The organism is Blastococcus sp. SYSU DS0828, assembly GCF_054050975.1.
Genome location: NZ_JBJHAK010000004.1, coordinates 198,505 through 215,837 on the forward strand (window position 1 = coordinate 198,505; position 17,333 = coordinate 215,837).

At 73.6% G+C, this 17,333-nt stretch carries 16 protein-coding genes; 11 read left to right on the forward strand and 5 right to left on the reverse strand.

Going from position 1 to position 17,333, the window contains the following annotated elements:
• Window positions 1-25 precede the first annotated feature (25 nt).
• Complete coding sequence (locus tag ACI79Q_RS05030) at window positions 26-1,531, forward strand: DUF349 domain-containing protein (protein WP_456614308.1); 1,506 nt, start codon at window positions 26-28, stop codon at window positions 1,529-1,531.
• Between the two features lie 73 nt (window positions 1,532-1,604).
• Here the strand turns inward: ACI79Q_RS05030 and miaB are convergent, their stop codons facing one another.
• Window positions 1,605-3,086 (reverse strand): tRNA (N6-isopentenyl adenosine(37)-C2)-methylthiotransferase MiaB, encoded by a 1,482-nt coding sequence (gene miaB, locus ACI79Q_RS05035; RefSeq protein WP_456614309.1) that lies wholly within the window; start codon window positions 3,084-3,086, stop codon window positions 1,605-1,607.
• Between the two features lie 72 nt (window positions 3,087-3,158).
• On the opposite strand from miaB, the gene ACI79Q_RS05040 reads away from it, so the two are divergent.
• The 9 genes from ACI79Q_RS05040 (at window position 3,159) to ACI79Q_RS05080 (ending at window position 9,114) form a co-directional block, all read left to right on the forward strand.
• The gene (locus ACI79Q_RS05040) at window positions 3,159-3,785 is read left to right on the forward strand and encodes a DUF2975 domain-containing protein (RefSeq protein ID WP_456589365.1); all 627 of its coding nucleotides are present in this window, start codon (window positions 3,159-3,161) and stop codon (window positions 3,783-3,785) included.
• Window positions 3,782-4,063: a helix-turn-helix domain-containing protein gene (locus ACI79Q_RS05045; RefSeq protein ID WP_456589364.1), complete on the forward strand. Its 282-nt coding sequence runs from the start codon at window positions 3,782-3,784 to the stop codon at window positions 4,061-4,063. Before ACI79Q_RS05040 ends, ACI79Q_RS05045 begins: the two co-directional genes overlap by 4 nt.
• Before the next feature lie 82 nt (window positions 4,064-4,145).
• Window positions 4,146-4,901, forward strand: coding sequence for an amino acid ABC transporter ATP-binding protein (locus ACI79Q_RS05050; RefSeq protein ID WP_456589363.1), 756 nt, complete (start codon window positions 4,146-4,148; stop codon window positions 4,899-4,901).
• Window positions 4,902-4,924: 23 nt separating this feature from the next.
• Window positions 4,925-5,821 (forward strand): glutamate ABC transporter substrate-binding protein, encoded by an 897-nt coding sequence (locus tag ACI79Q_RS05055; protein ID WP_456589362.1) that lies wholly within the window; start codon window positions 4,925-4,927, stop codon window positions 5,819-5,821.
• A gap of 74 nt (window positions 5,822-5,895) precedes the next feature.
• Window positions 5,896-6,543, forward strand: coding sequence for an amino acid ABC transporter permease (locus tag ACI79Q_RS05060; RefSeq protein WP_456589361.1), 648 nt, complete (start codon window positions 5,896-5,898; stop codon window positions 6,541-6,543).
• The gene (locus tag ACI79Q_RS05065; protein ID WP_456589360.1) at window positions 6,540-7,430 is read left to right on the forward strand and encodes an amino acid ABC transporter permease; all 891 of its coding nucleotides are present in this window, start codon (window positions 6,540-6,542) and stop codon (window positions 7,428-7,430) included. Before ACI79Q_RS05060 ends, ACI79Q_RS05065 begins: the two co-directional genes overlap by 4 nt.
• Before the next feature lie 147 nt (window positions 7,431-7,577).
• Window positions 7,578-8,048, forward strand: a complete 471-nt coding sequence (locus ACI79Q_RS05070) for a hypothetical protein (protein ID WP_456589359.1) — start codon at window positions 7,578-7,580, stop codon at window positions 8,046-8,048.
• A gap of 74 nt (window positions 8,049-8,122) precedes the next feature.
• Window positions 8,123-8,500, forward strand: a complete 378-nt coding sequence (locus ACI79Q_RS05075; RefSeq protein ID WP_456589358.1) for a nuclear transport factor 2 family protein — start codon at window positions 8,123-8,125, stop codon at window positions 8,498-8,500.
• 71 nt (window positions 8,501-8,571) lie between these two features.
• The gene (locus ACI79Q_RS05080) at window positions 8,572-9,114 is read left to right on the forward strand and encodes an AAA family ATPase (RefSeq protein WP_456600551.1); all 543 of its coding nucleotides are present in this window, start codon (window positions 8,572-8,574) and stop codon (window positions 9,112-9,114) included.
• 31 nt (window positions 9,115-9,145) lie between these two features.
• On the opposite strand, the gene ACI79Q_RS05085 is transcribed toward ACI79Q_RS05080, so the two are convergent.
• The 4 genes from ACI79Q_RS05085 to ACI79Q_RS05100 all read right to left on the reverse strand — a co-directional run bounded on the left by ACI79Q_RS05085 (window position 9,146) and on the right by ACI79Q_RS05100 (window position 12,636).
• Window positions 9,146-9,799 (reverse strand): regulatory protein RecX, encoded by a 654-nt coding sequence (locus ACI79Q_RS05085; RefSeq protein WP_456614310.1) that lies wholly within the window; start codon window positions 9,797-9,799, stop codon window positions 9,146-9,148.
• Between the two features lie 4 nt (window positions 9,800-9,803).
• Window positions 9,804-10,841 (reverse strand): recombinase RecA, encoded by a 1,038-nt coding sequence (recA, locus tag ACI79Q_RS05090; RefSeq protein WP_346619486.1) that lies wholly within the window; start codon window positions 10,839-10,841, stop codon window positions 9,804-9,806.
• Window positions 10,842-11,017: 176 nt separating this feature from the next.
• Entirely contained in the window at window positions 11,018-11,212 is a 195-nt protein-coding gene (locus ACI79Q_RS05095; protein ID WP_456589355.1) for a DUF3046 domain-containing protein, read from the reverse strand.
• A 146-nt stretch (window positions 11,213-11,358) separates the two neighbouring features.
• Entirely contained in the window at window positions 11,359-12,636 is a 1,278-nt protein-coding gene (locus tag ACI79Q_RS05100) for an MFS transporter (protein WP_456614311.1), read from the reverse strand.
• A gap of 88 nt (window positions 12,637-12,724) precedes the next feature.
• On the opposite strand from ACI79Q_RS05100, the gene ACI79Q_RS05105 reads away from it, so the two are divergent.
• Complete coding sequence (locus ACI79Q_RS05105) at window positions 12,725-17,320, forward strand: ATP-dependent helicase (protein ID WP_456614312.1); 4,596 nt, start codon at window positions 12,725-12,727, stop codon at window positions 17,318-17,320.
• Window positions 17,321-17,333: the final 13 nt, after the last annotated feature.

A 17,333-nucleotide genomic window follows, 5' to 3' on the forward strand; every position in this document is an offset into this window, starting at 1 on the left:
GATGCGACGTGGGACACTGCCGGACGTGTCGAGCACGGACGACCCCGGCAACGGGGTGCAGCAGGCCGCTCCGCCGATTGCGGAGACCCCCGAGACCCCCGCCCCCGAGGCGGCGACCCCGACCGACGGCGCCGACGCGGTGACCCCCGCGGCCGGCACGCCGGCGGCGCCGACCCCCGCGGAGGCGGCCCTCGCCGACCCCACCGGCGCGGCGCCGGCACCGGAGCCGGCGCCCGCACCCGCGGCCGAACCGGAACCCGCGACCACCCCGGAGCCGACGCCGGCCCCGGCCCCGGCGGCTCCTCCGGTCGAGCGGGTGGTGAGCGACCCGGCGCAGTGGGGCCGGGTCGACGAGGACGGCACCGTCTACGTGCGCACCGCCGACGGCGAGCGCGAGGTCGGCTCGTGGCAGGCGGGCGACGCCGAGGCGGGGCTCGCCCACTACGGCCGCCGCTTCGACGACCTGGCCACCGAGGTGTCGCTGCTGGAGGCCCGGCTCAAGGCGCACACCGGCAACCCCGGCGAGATCAAGGCGAAGGCCCAGGCGCTGGCCGAGTCGATCCCGACCGCCGCCGCGGTGGGCGACCTCGAGGGGCTGGCCGCCCGGGCCGGCGCCATCGTGGCGACCGCCGAGGCCGCCGCCGTCGAGTACCGGGCGGAGAAGGCCGCCGCCCGGGCGGCGCAGGTGGCGCGCAAGGAGGCCCTGGCCGCCGAGGCCGAGCAGATCGCCGCCGAGTCGACGTCCTGGAAGGCCGCCGGCGACCGCCTCAAGGCGATCGTCGAGGAGTGGAAGACCATCCGCGGCATCGACCGCAGGACCGACGACGCGCTGTGGTCCCGGTTCGCCGCCGCCCGCGACGCCTTCGGCCGCCGCCGCGGCGCCCACTTCGCGCAGCTGGACGCCCAGCGCGGTGAGGCCCGTGCGGCCAAGCAGGAGCTGATCGCCGAGGCGCGGCGGCTGTCGACGTCCACCGACTGGGGTCCCACCAGCGCCGCGATGCGCTCGCTGATGGACCGCTGGAAGGCCGTGCCGCGCACCGGCCGGGACGGCGACGACGACCTGTGGAAGGAGTTCCGCGCCGCGCAGGACGTGTTCTTCAGCGCCCGCGCCGAGCAGGACAAGGCGCGCGACGCCGAGCAGGTCGCCAACCAGCGGGCCAAGGAGGAGCTGCTGGCCGAGGCCGAGCAGCTCGACCCGGGCAAGGACCTGCGCGGGGCCCAGAACGCGCTGCGGAAGATCCAGGAGCGCTACGACGCCATCGGGCACGTGCCGCGCGCCGTGATGCGCCAGCTCGAGGACCGGATGCAGGCCGTGGAGCAGAAGGTGCGCGGGGCCGCCGACGCCGGCCGGGTGCGCACCGCGCCGGAGAACCCGATGGTCGCCTCGATGCGGGCCGCCGTCACCAAGGCCGAGGAGCAGCTGGCCAAGGCCGAGGCCGCGGGCGACCAGCGCCGCATCGCCGAGGCGCAGGCGAACCTCGCCACCCGGCGGGAGTGGCTGGCCGAGGCCGAGAAGTCCGCTCGCCGCTAGCCCTGCCAGGCATAGGAAGCTTTACCTACGGTTCTGCTCGCGATCCCGTAGGTAAAGCTTCCTGTGCCCTGGTTCAGCAGCCGGTCGTGAGCACCGGGAGCGGCTCGGGGACGCCGATCCGCGGCATGCCCAGCGAGACGCCCGGCGTCGTGGGCCGGGTCCCGGCCTCGCTCGCGTCCCCGGCGCGGGTGCGCCGGTGGGACAGCAGCGGGCCGTCGGCGACCAGGTGGTGCGGCGCGGCCTGGGTGACGACGGTCTCGACGACGTCGCCGGGGCGCACCCCGTCGGCCGCCGTGAAGTGCACGAGCCGCCCGTCGCGGGCACGGCCGGAGAGCCGGCCGCGCGCGGCGTCCTTGCTCCCCTCCCCCGCGGCCACGAGCAGCTCCACCCGCGCGCCGACGAGCTTCCGGTTCTCGTCCCAGCTGATCTCGTCCTGCAGCGCGGTCAGCCGGAGGTAGCGCTCCTGCACGACCTCCTTGGGCGGCTGCCCCTCCATCTCGGCGGCGGGCGTGCCCGGCCGCTTGGAGTACTGGAAGGTGAAGGCGCTGGCGAACCGCGCCCGCCGGACGACGTCCAGGGTCTGCTGGAAGTCCTCCTCCGTCTCCCCGGGGAACCCGACGATGATGTCGGTGGTGATCGCGGCGTCGGGCATGGCGGCGCGCACCCGGTCGATGATTCCGAGGTAGCGCTCCTGCCGGTAGGCGCGGCGCATCCGCTTGAGGACGTCGTCCGAGCCGGACTGCAGCGGCATGTGCAGCTGGTGGCAGACCGCCGGCGTCTCGGCCATGGCGGCGATGACGTCGTCCGTGAACATCGCCGGGTGCGGGCTGGTGAACCGGATCCGCTCCAGCCCCTCGATGCGGCCGGTGGCCCGCAGCAGGTCGGCGAACGCGCCACGGTCACCGAAGTCGCTGCCGTAGCTGTTCACGTTCTGCCCGAGCAGGGTCACCTCGAGCACGCCCTGGTCGACCAGCGCCTGCACCTCGGCCAGGATCTCGCCGGGACGGCGGTCCTTCTCCTTGCCGCGCAGCGCCGGGACGATGCAGAACGTGCAGGTGTTGTTGCAGCCGACGCTGATCGACACCCAGCCGGAGTAGGCGGAGTCCCGCTTCGCGGGCAGGGTCGAGGGGAAGACCTCCAGCGCCTCGGCGATCTCCACCTGCGCCTCGGCGTTGTGCCGGGCCCGCTCCAGAAGAGCCGGCAGCGAGCCGACGTTGTGGGTGCCGAAGACGACGTCGACCCACGGCGCCCGCCGGACGATCTCGCCGCGGTCCTTCTGCGCGAGGCAGCCGCCGACGGCGATCTGCATGCCGGGGCGGGCGTCCTTGACCGGGCGGAGGTGCCCGAGGTTGCCGTAGAGGCGATTGTCGGCGTTCTCGCGCACGGCGCAGGTGTTGAGGACGACGACGTCGGCGTCGTCCCCGTCCGCCGCGGCGGTGTACCCCGCCTGCTCCAGGAGGCCGGACAGCCGCTCGGAGTCGTGCACGTTCATCTGGCACCCGTAGGTGCGCACCCGGTAGGTGCGCGGGGCGGGGCTCTCCACAAGGCTGCTCATGACAGGAGGAAGGGTACGTCGCGGCCCGAACAACGATTGTCGTTGCTATCGAAAGTCGTTATGGTCCGCGCCATGACGACGAGCCGCCCCTTCCTCGGCCGCACCGGCACGAACCTGGGCGCCGCCGTCCTGTTCGTCGTCGCCGGCGTCGCGGCCCTCTTCGCGGTGGTGCAGCCGATCAACCAGCTCACCCAGCCGGGCGGCAGCATCACGGTGAACGCGGCCGAACCGGACGGGGACCGCGCGCTCGACCTGCCCGGGCTGCCGGAGGGGGTCTGGGTCGTCGACTCCACGCCGGAGTCGACGCTGGTCGCCTCCGACCTCCCGGCCGGGCTGCGGGCGCTCACCGAGCTGCCGGCCTCGCTGAGCGCGATCGCCGTCGCTGTCGGCGCATGGCTGCTGGCGCGGGTGCTCTGGGCCATCCACGACGGGCACCCCTTCGACCGGCGCAACCCCGGCCGGTTGGCCGGCCTCGCCGCGGCCGTCGTCCTCGGCGGCCTGGTGGTGCCCATGGCCGAGGGAGTGGTCGCCACCGCCGTGCTCGAGCACCTCGACCTGGCCGGGCCCGACTCCCCGCTCGTCCTGTTCGAGGTCACGATCCCGTTCATGCCGATCGGGCTGGCCCTCGCCCTCCTGGCCGCGGCCGAGGCCTTCCGCCGCGGGCGCGCGCTGGAGGACGAGGTCGAGGGGACCGTGTGAGCCCCCGCCTGGGCGAGCCGGCCCCCGACGAGGACGCCGCCCACCGCGTGGTCTGCCACCTGGACCGGCTCCTGGACGAGCGGGGCATGACGCTGGTCGAGCTCTCGGAACGCGTCGGCGTCTCAGTGGTCAACCTGTCGGTGCTCAAGAACGGGCGGGCGCGCGCCGTCCGGTTCTCCACGCTGACCGCGGTCTGCGGCGCGCTGGGCTGCCAGCCGGGCGATCTCTTCTCCGTCGCGCCGGAGCGGTCACCCGAACGGGCGGACACCGAGCCGTGAGCGCGCGACCTACCGGGGTTCGTTACGCCTTCGTGATCGCGCGGTGCGGGAACCGCGACCTCCCACCCTTAGGGTCCCCAGGGTGACCAGCCGTACGACCGGAGAGCCTCTCGTCCGCCTGTCCGGCGTGAACAAGTGGTTCGGCGACCTGCACGTGCTGCAGGACATCGACCTCGAGATCGCCCGCGGGGAGGTCGTCGTCGTCATCGGCCCGTCGGGGTCGGGCAAGTCGACGCTGTGCCGTGCGATCAACCGCCTCGAGTCGATCGAGAGGGGCGAGATCGTCATCGACGGCGAGCGGCTGCCCGAGGAGGGCAAGCAGCTCGCCCGCCTGCGCGCCGACGTCGGCATGGTCTTCCAGAGCTTCAACCTCTTCGCGCACAAGACGATCCTCGAGAACGTCACCCTGGGGCCGATCAAGGTCCGCAAGCGCTCCAAGGTGGACGCCGAGAAGCGCGCCCGCGAGCTGCTGGACCGGGTGGGCGTGGGCGCCCAGGCGGACAAGTACCCGGCTCAGCTCTCGGGTGGTCAGCAGCAGCGGGTGGCGATCGCGCGGGCCCTCGCCATGGACCCGAAGGTCATGCTCTTCGACGAGCCGACCTCGGCCCTGGACCCCGAGATGATCAGCGAGGTGCTCGACGTGATGGTCGGCCTGGCGGCCGAGGGCATGACGATGATCGTCGTCACCCACGAGATGGGTTTCGCGAGGAAGGCCGCCAACCGCGTCGTGTTCATGGACGGCGGCCGGATCGTGGAGTCGTCCGACCCCGAGACGTTCTTCAGCAACCCGAGCTCCGACCGGGCCAAGGACTTCCTGTCCAAGATCCTGAACCACTGACCGTCCCTACGGAAGGACAGCTCATGCGCACCACCCGCTACGCCGCCTCGCTCGCGGCCCTCGGCCTCATGCTCACCGCCTGCGGTGGCAGCGAGGCCGGCGACCAGGCAGAGGACGCCGCCGACTCGACCGTCGAGGTGCAGGAGGAGGTCGACTTCGAAGCCGGCACCACGATGGCCGAACTGGCCGAGGCGGGGTCCATCACCGTCGGCACCAAGTTCGACCAGCCCGGGTTCGGGCTCCTCAACCCCAACACCGAGACCCCTGAGGGCTTCGACGTCGAGATCGCCAAGATCATCGCCGCCGAACTCGGCATCGCACCCGAGGACATCGAGTGGACCGAGACCGTCTCGGCCAACCGCGAGCCCTTCCTCCAGAACGGCCAGGTCGACATGGTGGTGGCGACCTACACCATCAACGACGCCCGCAAGGAGCTGATCGACTTCGCCGGGCCGTACTACGAGGCCGGCCAGGACATCATGGTGGCGGCCGGCAACCCGGAGGGCATCGAGGGCCCCGAGGACCTGGCGGGCAAGAACGTCTGCTCGGTGGAGGGCTCCACGCCGGCACAGAACATCCGGGACAACTACCCGGAGGCGACCCTGACGCTGTTCGACGTCTACTCCAAGTGCGCCGACGCCCTGGCCAACGGCCAGGTCGACGCCGTGACCACGGACAACGTCATCCTCACCGGCCTGGTCGCCGGCAGCGACGGCGCGTTCGAGCTCGTGGGCAACCCGTTCACCGAGGAGCCGTACGGCATCGGCGTGCCGAAGGGTGACGACGAGTTCCGCGCGTTCATCAACGACACGCTGGAAGAGGCCTACGAGAGCGGCGCCTGGGCGGACGCCTGGGACCGCACCGCCGGCGCCATCAGCGGCCAGGAGGCCCCCCAGCCGCCGGACGTCGACCGCTACTGACAATCTCCGGCGCTGTGGGGCGGGGGTACCCGCCCCACAGCGCCGCCTTCTGACCAGCCCCGAGAGGAGGCGGTGTGCAGTTCCTCGCTGACAACTTCGGCCTGCTGTGGGATGCGTTCCTGACGACGCTGAGCCTGTCACTGCTCGCCGGCCTGTTGGCGCTGGTGCTGGGCACGCTCCTGGCCGCGGCGCGGGTCAGTCCGGTCCCGCCGCTGCGCGGGCTGGCGACCTTCTACGTCGAGACCTTCCGCAACACGCCGCTGACGGTGGTCTTCTTCTTCCTGATCTTCGGCCTGCCGCAGATCGACTTCATCCTGGGCTTCTACACAGGGGCTGTGCTGTCCCTCGGGCTGTACACCGCGGCGTTCGTCTGCGAGGCGGTGCGCTCGGGGATCAACTCCGTCTCGACCGGGCAGGCCGAAGCGTCCCGCGCCATCGGCCTCACCTTCGGGCAGTCGCTGCGCGAGGTGGTGCTCCCGCAGGCGTTCCGCACCGTCGTCCCGCCGCTGGGCAACGTCTTCATCGCGATGGTCAAGAACAGCTCCATCGCGGCAGGCTTCGCCACCAGCGAGCTGAGCTCCTTGCTCCCCCGCCTGGTCAACGCCGACGCCGGGCAGCTCACCGCCGTCCTGCTGGGGGTCGTGGTCGCCTACATGATCATCACGTTGCCGCTCGCCTTCGGCGTGCACCGCCTGGAGCGACGGGTGGCGATCCTCCGATGACCACGCCGGTCCTCTTCGACATCCCCGGGCCCAAGGCGCGCGCCCGCATCCGCGTCGGTACCGGCATCGGCATTCTGCTGATCCTGGGGATCCTCGCCGTCGTCCTCATCCGGCTGGCCGGCAACGGTCAGCTGGAGAGCCAGCGCTGGGCGGTGCTGTTCGATCCGCGCACCGGCGTCCCGCAGACGCTCGGCCGCGCGCTGGTCAACACGCTCCAGGTCGCGGCTGTCGGCATGGTCGTGGCCACAGTCCTGGGGCTGCTGCTGGCCGTCGGGCGGTTGTCCGACCACCGCCCAGTGCGCTGGCTGGTCGGCACCTACATCGAGTTCTTCCGGGCCATCCCGCTGCTTGTCGTCATCTTCGCGCTGTACTTCGTACTGCCGAAGTACGGCATCGAGCTCTCCGCCTTCCAGGCGCTCGCCGGCGGGCTCATCCTCTACAACTCGGCGGTGCTCGCCGAGATCTTCCGGGCCGGGATCCTGTCGATCGACAAGGGGCAGCGCGAGGCCGCCTTCGGCATCGGCATGCGCAAGTACCAGGTGATGTCGCTGGTGCTGCTCCCCCAGGCCACCCGACGCATGCTCCCGGTCCTGATCGCCCAACTCGTCGTCCTGCTGAAGGACAGCTCGCTCGGGTTCATCATCGGCTACTTCGAGCTGCTCCGAGGTGCGCGCAGCCTGGTGGAGTTCTTCTCCCTCAGCTTCGGCAACCAGTACACCTTCCAGCTGTACGTCGCCGCAGGGCTGATCTACATCGTGATCAACGTGCTGCTCTCACAGCTGGCGAAACTCGTCGAGCGGCGCACCCGCCGGAGCGCTACGTCGGGTGGAGGCAAGGCCGAGTTGCCGGCGGACGTGCAGATGGGTGGTGGCGGCGGCGCGGTGTGAGCTGCCCGCTCGTACCGACGGCGCCCTCGACCAGGGGGCCACCGACTCGCCACCCGCCTGACCGGCTCGTTCACGTCCGACCCACTCGTCCCAGCTGGGCGCGCCGGAGGGTCACGGAGCGAAACGGTCGCGAGACTGGTCGGCACGATGGAGACGATGCACGCGGCCGGGCGCCGCAACCTGCCCCCGGTTCCCCGGAGTTCCACTGAGACGATCCCGCCGGCCGCCGACGCGCCCGTCGTCGCCCCCGTGACGGTGGATGCGGCGGCCCAGCTGGACGCGGGCCAGGCGTTCGTCGAGCGTCTGCGCGCCGCCGCGCCGGCGCTCGCCGAGGCAGCCGGCGCGGAGAGCGCGGTCGTCCGCGAGGTCGTGCCGCCGGCCCGGCACCGGCGGTCGCGGTGCCGGGTGGTGCTCCGCTACGAGGACGGCACCGAGACCGATCTGACGTTCGTCGGTGAGCGCCGCCGCCCGAACGCCTCGGACGAGGACGCCTTCGACGCGGAGATCACCCGCTGGCTGTCGAGCGGCCAACTCCGGGACCCGGCCTGGCTGGTGGCCGACCCGGAAGCCCCGGACGGGGTGGCCGTCGACGTGACCGCCTGGCTCGCCGCAGGCTAAGTCTGGCCGAGGAACGCGATGGTGGCCGGTCCTCGCCCGGTGCGATCGTCTCGCGGACAGGCACAGTGGCGTGCATGGGTGCCTCGGACGTCACCGCCGTCCTCGACGAACTGATGGCCCGGGAACCTCTGTTCCACCGAACCGAGCGAGGAACGAGCCGGTCCGCCTTCGAGGCCATGACCGCCGAGGACTTCTGGGAGGTCGGCGCGTCCGGCGCCCGCTACGACCGCGAGCACGTGTGGTCGGTGCTGGAGCAGCGCTACGCAGACGGCGTCCTCGATGACTGGGAGACCAGCGACGTCGCCTGCCGCCCGCTGGGTGGTGACACGTTCCTGCTGACCTACCGACTCCGGCAGGATGCCCGGGTCACGCGACGCGCGACCATCTGGGAACGCACGGCCGACGACTGGCGCGTCATCTACCACCAGGGCACCGAGGTCGCCGGCGGCTGAACGCGCACCGGAGCCCGCCGGACACGCCGTGTCGGCCGGTGCACCGCGCCCCGACCCGGCACGGTGAGTGGATGCTGATCGTCATCTCGGGGCTGCCGGGCACCGGCAAGTCCGCGGTCGCCACCGAGCTGGCTGCCCGGCTGAGGGCCGTCCACGTCTCCATCGACCCGATCGAGGACGCGCTCCTGGGCGCAGGGCTCCCCCGCTCCGGGGAGACCGGGGTAGCGGCGTACGAAGCCGCACGGGCCGTGGTGCAGCAGAACCTCGCGCTCGGAGCATCCGTCGTGGTGGATGCGGTGAACGACAGCGAACCCGCCCGCGAGACCTGGCGGGTGGCGGCCGCCACCGCCGGCGTGGACCTCGCCTTCGTGCTGCTGGTCCTCGAGGACGAGGTCGAGCACCGCCGTCGGCTGGAGGGCCGGCTACGAGACCTGTCGCACGTGCCGGAGCCTTCGTGGGGCGAGATCGTCGCGCGTGCGGCGGCGTACGCACCCTGGGCTCATGAATCGCCCCTACGGGTAGACGCCCGACAGCCGGTCACCGACGTGGTGCTCGAGCTGATGCGCCGGCTCGACCGGCCGGCACCAGACGGACCTCGCCGCCACCCCTCGTGAGCCGTACTCACGGCCGGCTCGACCTCGCCGGTCAGGGAAGCGCGCTCTCCTCGTCGAACTCGGGGAGGTCGCCGACGTCATCGCCGAGCTCTGCCTCGTCCAGCGTCTCCCGCACGACCGCCGCGGCGAGACCGCCGTTATAGCCCTTGCGGGTGAGCATGCCGATGAGCCGGCGGGTGGCCGTCGCACGGTCGAGCCGGCGCATGCTCCCGACCCGCCGGGCCACGAGCCGACAAGCCGCGTCGCGCTCGTCGTCGTCATCCACCGCTTCGACGGCCTCCGCGGCCGTCTCCGGATCGACGCCCTTCGCCCGCAGTTCGGCGGAGAGCGCCCGGCGCGCCAGTCCACGACCGGCCTGCCGGCTGCTCACCCAGGCGCGGGCGAACGCGGCGTCGTCGATCAGGCCGACCTCGGTGAACCGGTCCAGCACCGCCTCGGCCGCGTCATCGGGCACTCCCCGGGTCGCGAGGAGATCCGCCAGTTGCTGGCGGGTCTTCGGGGCCCCGGTCAGCGCACGGAGGCAGATCGACCGTGCGACCTGCTCGGGATCGCCCGCGTCGTCCTCCGGGGAACCGGGGGCGACGTCCGGGGTCAGGGGATCGTCGCCACCCGGCGTCCGCGAACGTCGGCCGGCCCGGGTCACCCCGGAGCCGCGCCGACGGTTCGAGGGCCGGTCGTCCAGCACCGGATCAGAAGTCGGGGGCGTCGACCGGCGCCGGAGCGTCCAGCGTCGGGCCGATGCCCAGCTTCTCCTTGACCTTCTTCTCGATCTCGTCGGCGAGGTCGGGGTTGTCCTTCAGGAAGTTGCGGACGTTCTCCTTGCCCTGGCCGAGCTGGTCGCCCTCGTAGGTGTACCAAGCACCGGACTTCTTCACGATGCCCTGCTCGACACCGGCGTCGACGATGCCGCCCTCGCGGCTGAAGCCCTGGCCCCACAGGATGTCGAGCTCGGCCTGCTTGAACGGCGCGGCGACCTTGTTCTTGACCACCTTGATGCGGGTACGGCTGCCGATCGCGTCGGTGCCCTGCTTGAGGGTTTCGATACGACGGACGTCGAGCCGCACCGACGAGTAGAACTTCAGCGCCCGGCCACCGGTGGTGACCTCGGGCGAGCCGTAGACGACGCCGACCTTCTCGCGCAGCTGGTTGATGAAGATCGCCGTCGTGCCGGAGTTGCTCAGCGCACCGGTGATCTTGCGCAGCGCCTGGCTCATCAGGCGGGCCTGCAGACCCACGTGGCTGTCACCCATCTCGCCCTCGATCTCGGCGCGCGGCACCAGGGCCGCGACGGAGTCGATGACGATGATGTCGAGCGCGCCGGAGCGGATCAGCATGTCCGCGATCTCCAGCGCCTGCTCACCGGTGTCGGGCTGGCTGACCAGCAGCGCGTCGGTGTCCACGCCGATGGCGCGGGCGTACTCCGGGTCGAGCGCGTGCTCGGCGTCGATGAACGCGGCGATGCCGCCGTTGGCCTGGGCGTTGGCCACCGCGTGCAGGGCGACCGTGGTCTTACCGGAGGACTCCGGCCCGTAGACCTCGATGACCCGGCCGCGGGGCAGGCCACCGATGCCCAGCGCGATGTCGAGGGCGATCGAGCCGGTCGGGATGACCTTGATGGCCACCTCGGGGCTGTCGCCCAGCCGCATCACCGAGCCCTTGCCGAACTGCTTGTCGATCTGGGCGAGGGCCATGTCGAGGGCCTTGTCGCGGTCGAGCGTTGCTGGCATGGTGCGTCACCTTCGGTTCGCGAGAAGCGGGTCGGGACCGACGCTAGGGCGAGGCACCGACAGTTTCCGGATTGCGGGGCGGGGTGTGGAGGAGCGGCCGCCCTGTGGACGTCACAGTAGGCCGAACACCTGTTCGACTGCCAGGCCGACACGCCGACCCGGCCGTGGGCGTCGTCTCAGCGCTCCTTGACGGGCACGTCGAAGTCCTCGCAGATGGCCAGCCACACCTTGCGGACCGGCACGCCCTCGTCGATGGCGTCCACGGCGGTGCGGCCGCCCAGGGTGGAGAAGACGTGGTCGCGCGCCACGCTCTGGGCGCGCATGGACCCGAACTGACCGTCGAGCCGGGACCAGAACTCCTGCAGGCGCACACCCCGACGCTAACCCGCCGGGACCCGCTCGCGCCGGTGCCGCCCTAGGCTGGCGCGCATGATCCCGGGCACCGGCTCCGCGACGCTCGACACCGTCCTCGAGATCGGCATCGTCGTCGCGCTCGTCGCGATCATCGTGGTGCTGATCAGGAACTACCGCGGGCGCTGACCCGCGTCCCGAGCCACACCACGACCAGCGGGAGCACCAGCGCGGCGGACACGGCGGACACCAGGCCGAACCCGCCCCAGGCGAGGAGCGGCCCCCCGACCACCCCCGCCAGCGCGGCCCCGAGCCCCATCAGCAGGTCGGTGCCGCCCTGCGCGGTCGGCCGCAGCTCCGGGCCGACCGACGCGGTGACCAGCGCCGACCCCGCGATCAGCCCGCACGACCAACCCAGGCCGAGCAGCAGCAGGCCGGCGCCCAGCTGCACCGAGTCGGCGGGGGCCGCCGTCCCCGACACGGCGGCCGCGGCCAGGAGCAGCAGGGCACCCAGGGCCACGACCGTCGGCGCGCCGACCCGGTCGGCGAGCATGCCGACCAGCGGGGAGAACAGGTACATGCCGGCGACGTGCACGCTGATCACCAGGCCCACGAGGCGGAGCACCGTCCCCTCGGGCCCGCCCGCGTGGCCCATGTGCACCGGCGTCATCACCATGACCCCGACCATCACCGAGTGGGCCACCACGACCGCGGTGATCCCCAGCCGCCCGGCCGGGGTCGCCCACACCGCCCGCAGAGCGGCCCCGGTGGCGTGCCGCGGCCGGGAACCGCCGTCGCCTCCGCCGAGCGCCCGGGCCACCAGCAGCGGATCGGGCCGCAGGAGCAGCAGGAAGCCCACGGCGACGAGCGCGAACACGACCGCCGACACCACGAAGACGCCACCGAGCGCCGGCAGCCCGAGGGCCTCGCCGAGCTCGGCGCCCGGTGCGGCGAGGTTGGGGCCGACCACCGAGCCGACGGTCGTGGCCCACACGACCAGCGACAGCGACCGGCCGCGGCGCTCGGGTGCGGCGAGGTCCGCCGCGGCGTAGCGCGACTGGAGCCCGCACGCCGTCGCGGCGCCGAACAGGAACAGCCCGGCCAGGAGCAGGAGCAGGGACGACGCCGCCGCGGCGAGGACGGTGAGGACGGCGCCGACGACGCTCACGCCGTAGCCGGTGGCCAGACCGGCCCGCCGCCCCGCGGTGTCGCTGATCCGCGCCAGCGGCACCGCCAGCACCGCCGCCCCCAGGACACCGGCCGTCTGCCCCAGGCCCGAGGCGGTGTCGGTGCCGGCGACGTCGCGGGCCAGCAACCCGCCCGCGGTGATGCCGACGGTGACGCCCAGCCCGGCGAGCGCCACACCGCCGCTGAGGACGCCCAGGGTGCGGCGCTGCACGCCGGCGACGTCGACGGTGGCCTCGGGCTGCTGCAGCGGTGGCACGTGCACTCCCGTCTCCCGGGCGGGGAGGTCCCGCCGTCCGGCGCCCGCCGGTCAGCGAAGTGTCGTACACGGCGGGGACACTGAGCGCGTGCCCGCCCGCCCGACTCCCGCCCCCGGTGCGCTGGCCCGGTTCTCCGAGCCCACCCGCGCCTGGTTCACCGGTGCGTTCGAGCAGCCGACGGCCGCCCAGGACGGGGCCTGGCAGGCGATCAGCAGCGGCGAGCACGCCCTCGTCGTCGCCCCGACCGGGTCGGGGAAGACCCTGGCGGCGTTCCTGTGGTCGCTCGACCGGCTCGCCGCCACCCCGCCGGCCGACGAGCGGACGCGGTGCCGGGTCCTCTACGTCTCCCCCCTCAAGGCGCTGGCCGTCGACGTCGAGCGCAACCTGAGGGCGCCGCTGGCCGGCATCGGCCAGGCCGCCGCACGGCTGGGGCTGCCGCGGCCGGAGATCCGCGTCGGGATCCGCTCGGGCGACACCCCCGCCGACGAGCGGCGCACCTTCGCGCGCCGCCCGCCCGACATCCTCATCACCACGCCGGAGTCGCTGTTCCTGCTGCTCACCAGCCAGGCGCGGGAGGCGCTGCGCGGCGTCGAGACGGTGATCGTCGACGAGGTCCACGCGGTCACCGACTCCAAGCGCGGCGCCCACCTCGCCGTCTCCCTCGACCGGCTCGACGAGCTGCTCGACCGGCCGGCGCAGCGGATCGGCCTGTCGGCCACCGTGCGGCCCATCGAGGAGGTCGCCACCTTCCTCGCCGGCGGCCGGCCGGTGCAGGTGGTCTCCCCCGGCTCGACCAAGCGCTGGGACCTCTCGGTAGTCGTGCCGATCGAGGACATGAGCGAGCTGGGGCAACCGACCGGCGAGCTGGAGGGCTCGGCGGCCGGGCACCAGCCGCGCAACTCGATCTGGCCGGCGGTCGAGGAGCGGGTGCTCGACCTGGTGCAGGCGCACCGCAGCACGATCGTCTTCGCCAACTCCCGTCGGCTGGCCGAGCGGCTGACCAGCCGGCTCAACGAGCTGGCCTACGAGCGCACCACCGGCGAGCCCGTCCCGCCCGGCACGAACGCCGCCGCCCTGATGGCCCAGGCCGGCTCCGGCGGCGGCCTCCCGGAGGCCTTCCAGCCGGTCGCCGCGGCCCACCACGGCTCGGTCTCCCGCGAGCAGCGGGCCGTCGTCGAGGAGGCGTTGAAATCCGGCCGCCTGCCCGCCGTCGTCGCGACCTCGAGCCTCGAGCTCGGCATCGACATGGGCGCGGTCGACCTCGTCGTCCAGGTCGAGGCGCCGCCCACGGTCGCCAGCGGGCTGCAGCGGGTCGGTCGCGCCGGGCACCAGGTCGGGGCGGTCAGCCGCGGGGTGCTGTTCCCCAAGTACCGCGGTGACCTGGTGCAGTGCGCGCTGGTGGCCGAGCGGATGAAGGCCGGCGCGATCGAGTCGATCCGCTACCTGCGCAACCCCCTGGACGTGCTGGCGCAGCAGATCGTCGCGATCGTCGCCGAGCGGCCCCGCACCGTGGAGGAGGTCGGCGCGCTGGTGCGGCGCTCGGCGGCCTTCTCCTCGCTGCCGGAGTCGGCGCTGCACGCCGTCCTCGACATGCTGGCCGGGCGCTACCCGTCGGACGCCTTCGCCGAGCTGCGCCCGCGGCTCACCTGGGACCGGGTCACCGACACGCTCACCGCCCGCGCCGGCGCCCAGCGGCTCGCCGTCACCAGCGGCGGCACGATCCCCGACCGCGGGCTGTTCGGCGTCTTCCTGGTCGGTGGCGAAGGGGCCGGTGGCCGCCGGGTCGGCGAGCTGGACGAGGAGATGGTCTACGAGTCGCGCGCGGGCGACGTGTTCCTGCTGGGGTCCTCGTCCTGGCGGATCGAGGAGATCACCCACGACCGCGTGCTGGTCACCCCCGCGCCCGGCCAGCCCGGGAAGATGCCGTTCTGGCACGGCGACGCCCCCGGGCGGCCGCTCGAGCTCGGCCGGGCGCTGGGGGCCTTCCTCCGGGAGGTCGGCTCGGCCACCCCGGAGGCCGGGCTGGAGCGGGCGCGGGCCGCCGGGCTGGACGAGTGGGGCGCGGCGAACCTGGCGGCCTACCTCGGCGAGCAGAAGGCGGCCACCGGCCACCTGCCCGACGACCGGACGCTGCTGGTCGAGCGGTTCCGCGACGAGCTCGGCGACTGGCGCCTGGTCGTCCACTCCCCCTTCGGCGCCCAGGTCAACGCTCCGTGGGCGCTGGTGCTCGCCGCGCGGCTGCGGGAGCGCTACGGCGTCGACGTCTCCTCCATGCACTCCGACGACGGCATCGTGCTGCGGCTGCCCGACACGACCGGCGAGCCACCGGAGGGCGAGCTCGCCGTCCTCGACCCCGACGACGTCGAGCGCGAGGTCACCGCGGAGGTCGGCGGCTCGGCGCTGTTCGCCAGCCGGTTCCGCGAGTGCGCCGCTCGCGCGCTGCTGCTCCCCCGCCGCGACCCGCGCCGCCGCACCCCGCTGTGGCAGCAGCGGCAGCGCGCCGCCCAGCTGCTCTCGGTCGCCAGCGAGTTCGCCTCGTTCCCGATCACCCTCGAGGCGGCGCGCGAGGTGCTGCAGGACGTCTACGACGTGCCCGGGCTGGTCGAGCTGATGCGCGACGTGCGGGCCCGGCGGGTGCGGGTGGTCGACGTGCAGACCGAGACGGCGTCACCGTTCGCCCAGTCGCTGCTGTTCGGCTACGTCGGCCAGTTCCTCTACGAGGGTGACGCCCCGCTGGCCGAGCGCCGGGCCCAGGCGCTCGCCCTGGACACCGGCCTGCTCGCGGAGCTGCTCGGCCGCTCGGAGCTGCGCGAGCTCCTCGACGCGGAGGCGATCGCCGAGATCGAGGCGGAGCTGCAGCGGCTGCCCGAGCAGCGCCACCCCCGCGACGTCGACGGCGCCGGCGACCTGCTCCGGGTGGTCGGTGACCTCACCGCCGCAGAGGCAGCGCGCCGAGGCGTGCCCCGGGAGTGGCTCGACGAGCTGGTCGCCGCCCGCCGGGCCCTGGTCGTCCGCATCGCCGGCGAGGAGCGGTACGTCGCAATCGAGGACGCCGGCCGGCTACGGGACGCCCTGGGCACCGCGCTGCCCGTCGGCGTGCCCGAGGTGTTCACCGAGCCCATCGCCGACCCGCTCGGCGACCTGGTCGGCCGCTACGCCCGCACGCACGGCCCCTTCCAGCCCGCCGAGGCCGCCACCCGGCTGGGCCTGGGCGTCGCCGTGGTCACCGCGACGGTGCAGCGGCTCACCGGTACCGGGCGGCTCGTCTCCGGGGAGTTCCGCCCCGGCGGCACCGGGCAGGAGTGGTGCGACGCCGACGTGCTCCGGTCCATCCGGCGGCGCAGCCTGGCCAGACTCCGGCAGGAGGTCGAGCCGGTGCCCACCGGCACGCTGGCCCGGTTCACGCCCTCCTGGCAGTCGGTGGGCAGCCGGTTGCGGGGTGCCGACGGAGTGCTCGCCGTCGTGGAGCAGCTGGCCGGTGCCCTGGTACCGGCCAGCGCGCTGGAGTCGCTCGTGCTGCCGGCGCGGGTGCGCGACTACTCGCCGGCCATGCTCGACGAGCTCACCAGCGCAGGCGAGGTGCTGTGGGCCGGCGCCGGGGGGCTGCCCGGCGGGGACGGGTGGCTCAGCCTGGTGCCCGCCGACCTGGCGCCGCTGCTGCTGCCCGAGCAGCTGGAGGTCGCCGGTGAGGGGCAGCCGCTGCTCGACCTGCTCGCCGGTGGGCAGGCGATGTTCTTCCGGGGTCTCTCCGATGCCCTCGGCGCCACCGACGACGCCGCGATCGCCGACCTGGTGTGGGACCTGGTGTGGGCCGGCGCGCTGACCAACGACACCCTCGCCCCGCTGCGCACCCGGCTCAGCGGGGGCGGCACCCACAAGCGGGCCGCCGCTCCCCCGCGGGTCACGCGCAACCGCTACGGCCGCCCGCGGTTGAGCCGGGGCGCGATGCCGACCCGCAGCGGCCCGCCCACGGTGGCCGGGCGCTGGTCGCGGCTGCCCGACCGGGAGGCCAACGCCACCCGGCGCACCACGGCACGGGCCGAGGCGTTGCTGGAGCGGCACGGCGTCCTCACCCGCGGCGCGGTCATGGCCGAGCAGGTCGTCGGCGGCTTCTCCGCCGTCTACCCGGTGCTGCGGGCGTTCGAGGAGAACGGCCGGGCCCGGCGCGGCTACTTCGTGGAGACCCTCGGGGCCGCCCAGTTCGGCACGCCCGGATCGGTCGACCGGCTGCGCAGCTTCGCCTCGCCCGACCGGGTGCCGGCGGGCGCCGTCGTGCTCGCCGCGACCGACCCGGCCAACGTCTACGGGGCGGCGTTGCCCTGGCCCGAGCGCACGGTCGCGGCCGACGGGACGGCCGTGGACCTCGGCGAGGGCACCGGCGCCGGCCGGAAGGCGGGGCACCGGGCCGGGCGCAAGGCGGGGGCGCTGGTCGTCCTGGTCGACGGCGAGCTGGTGCTCTACGTCGAGCGCGGTGGGAAGACGCTGCTCTCCTGGACCGAGGAGGAACAGGTGCTCAAGGAAGCAGCGACGGCGCTCTCCGGCGCGGTGTCCGCGGGTGCGCTGGGCCGGATGGTCGTGCAGAAGGCCGACGGCGCCTCGGTGCACGAGGACACCGCGCTGTCCCAGGCACTGCAGGCAGCCGGTTTCGCGGCCACTCCCCGCGGCCTGCGCCTGCGCGGGTGAGCCCCCGCGCCGG

Excerpts from the sequence above, each read along its gene's own strand:
- ACI79Q_RS05065 (WP_456589360.1), top strand. The coding sequence starts at position 6,540 with ATGACCACGCCGGTCCTCTTCGACATCCCCGGGCCCAAGGCGCGCGCC.
- recA (WP_346619486.1), bottom strand. The coding sequence starts at position 10,841 with ATGCCAGCAACGCTCGACCGCGACAAGGCCCTCGACATGGCCCTCGCC.
- ACI79Q_RS05075 (WP_456589358.1), top strand. The coding sequence starts at position 8,123 with ATGGGTGCCTCGGACGTCACCGCCGTCCTCGACGAACTGATGGCCCGG.
- ACI79Q_RS05055 (WP_456589362.1), top strand. The coding sequence starts at position 4,925 with ATGCGCACCACCCGCTACGCCGCCTCGCTCGCGGCCCTCGGCCTCATG.
- ACI79Q_RS05040 (WP_456589365.1), top strand. The coding sequence starts at position 3,159 with ATGACGACGAGCCGCCCCTTCCTCGGCCGCACCGGCACGAACCTGGGC.
- ACI79Q_RS05070 (WP_456589359.1), top strand. The coding sequence starts at position 7,578 with ATGGAGACGATGCACGCGGCCGGGCGCCGCAACCTGCCCCCGGTTCCC.
- ACI79Q_RS05080 (WP_456600551.1), top strand. The coding sequence starts at position 8,572 with ATGCTGATCGTCATCTCGGGGCTGCCGGGCACCGGCAAGTCCGCGGTC.
- miaB (WP_456614309.1), bottom strand. The coding sequence starts at position 3,086 with ATGAGCAGCCTTGTGGAGAGCCCCGCCCCGCGCACCTACCGGGTGCGC.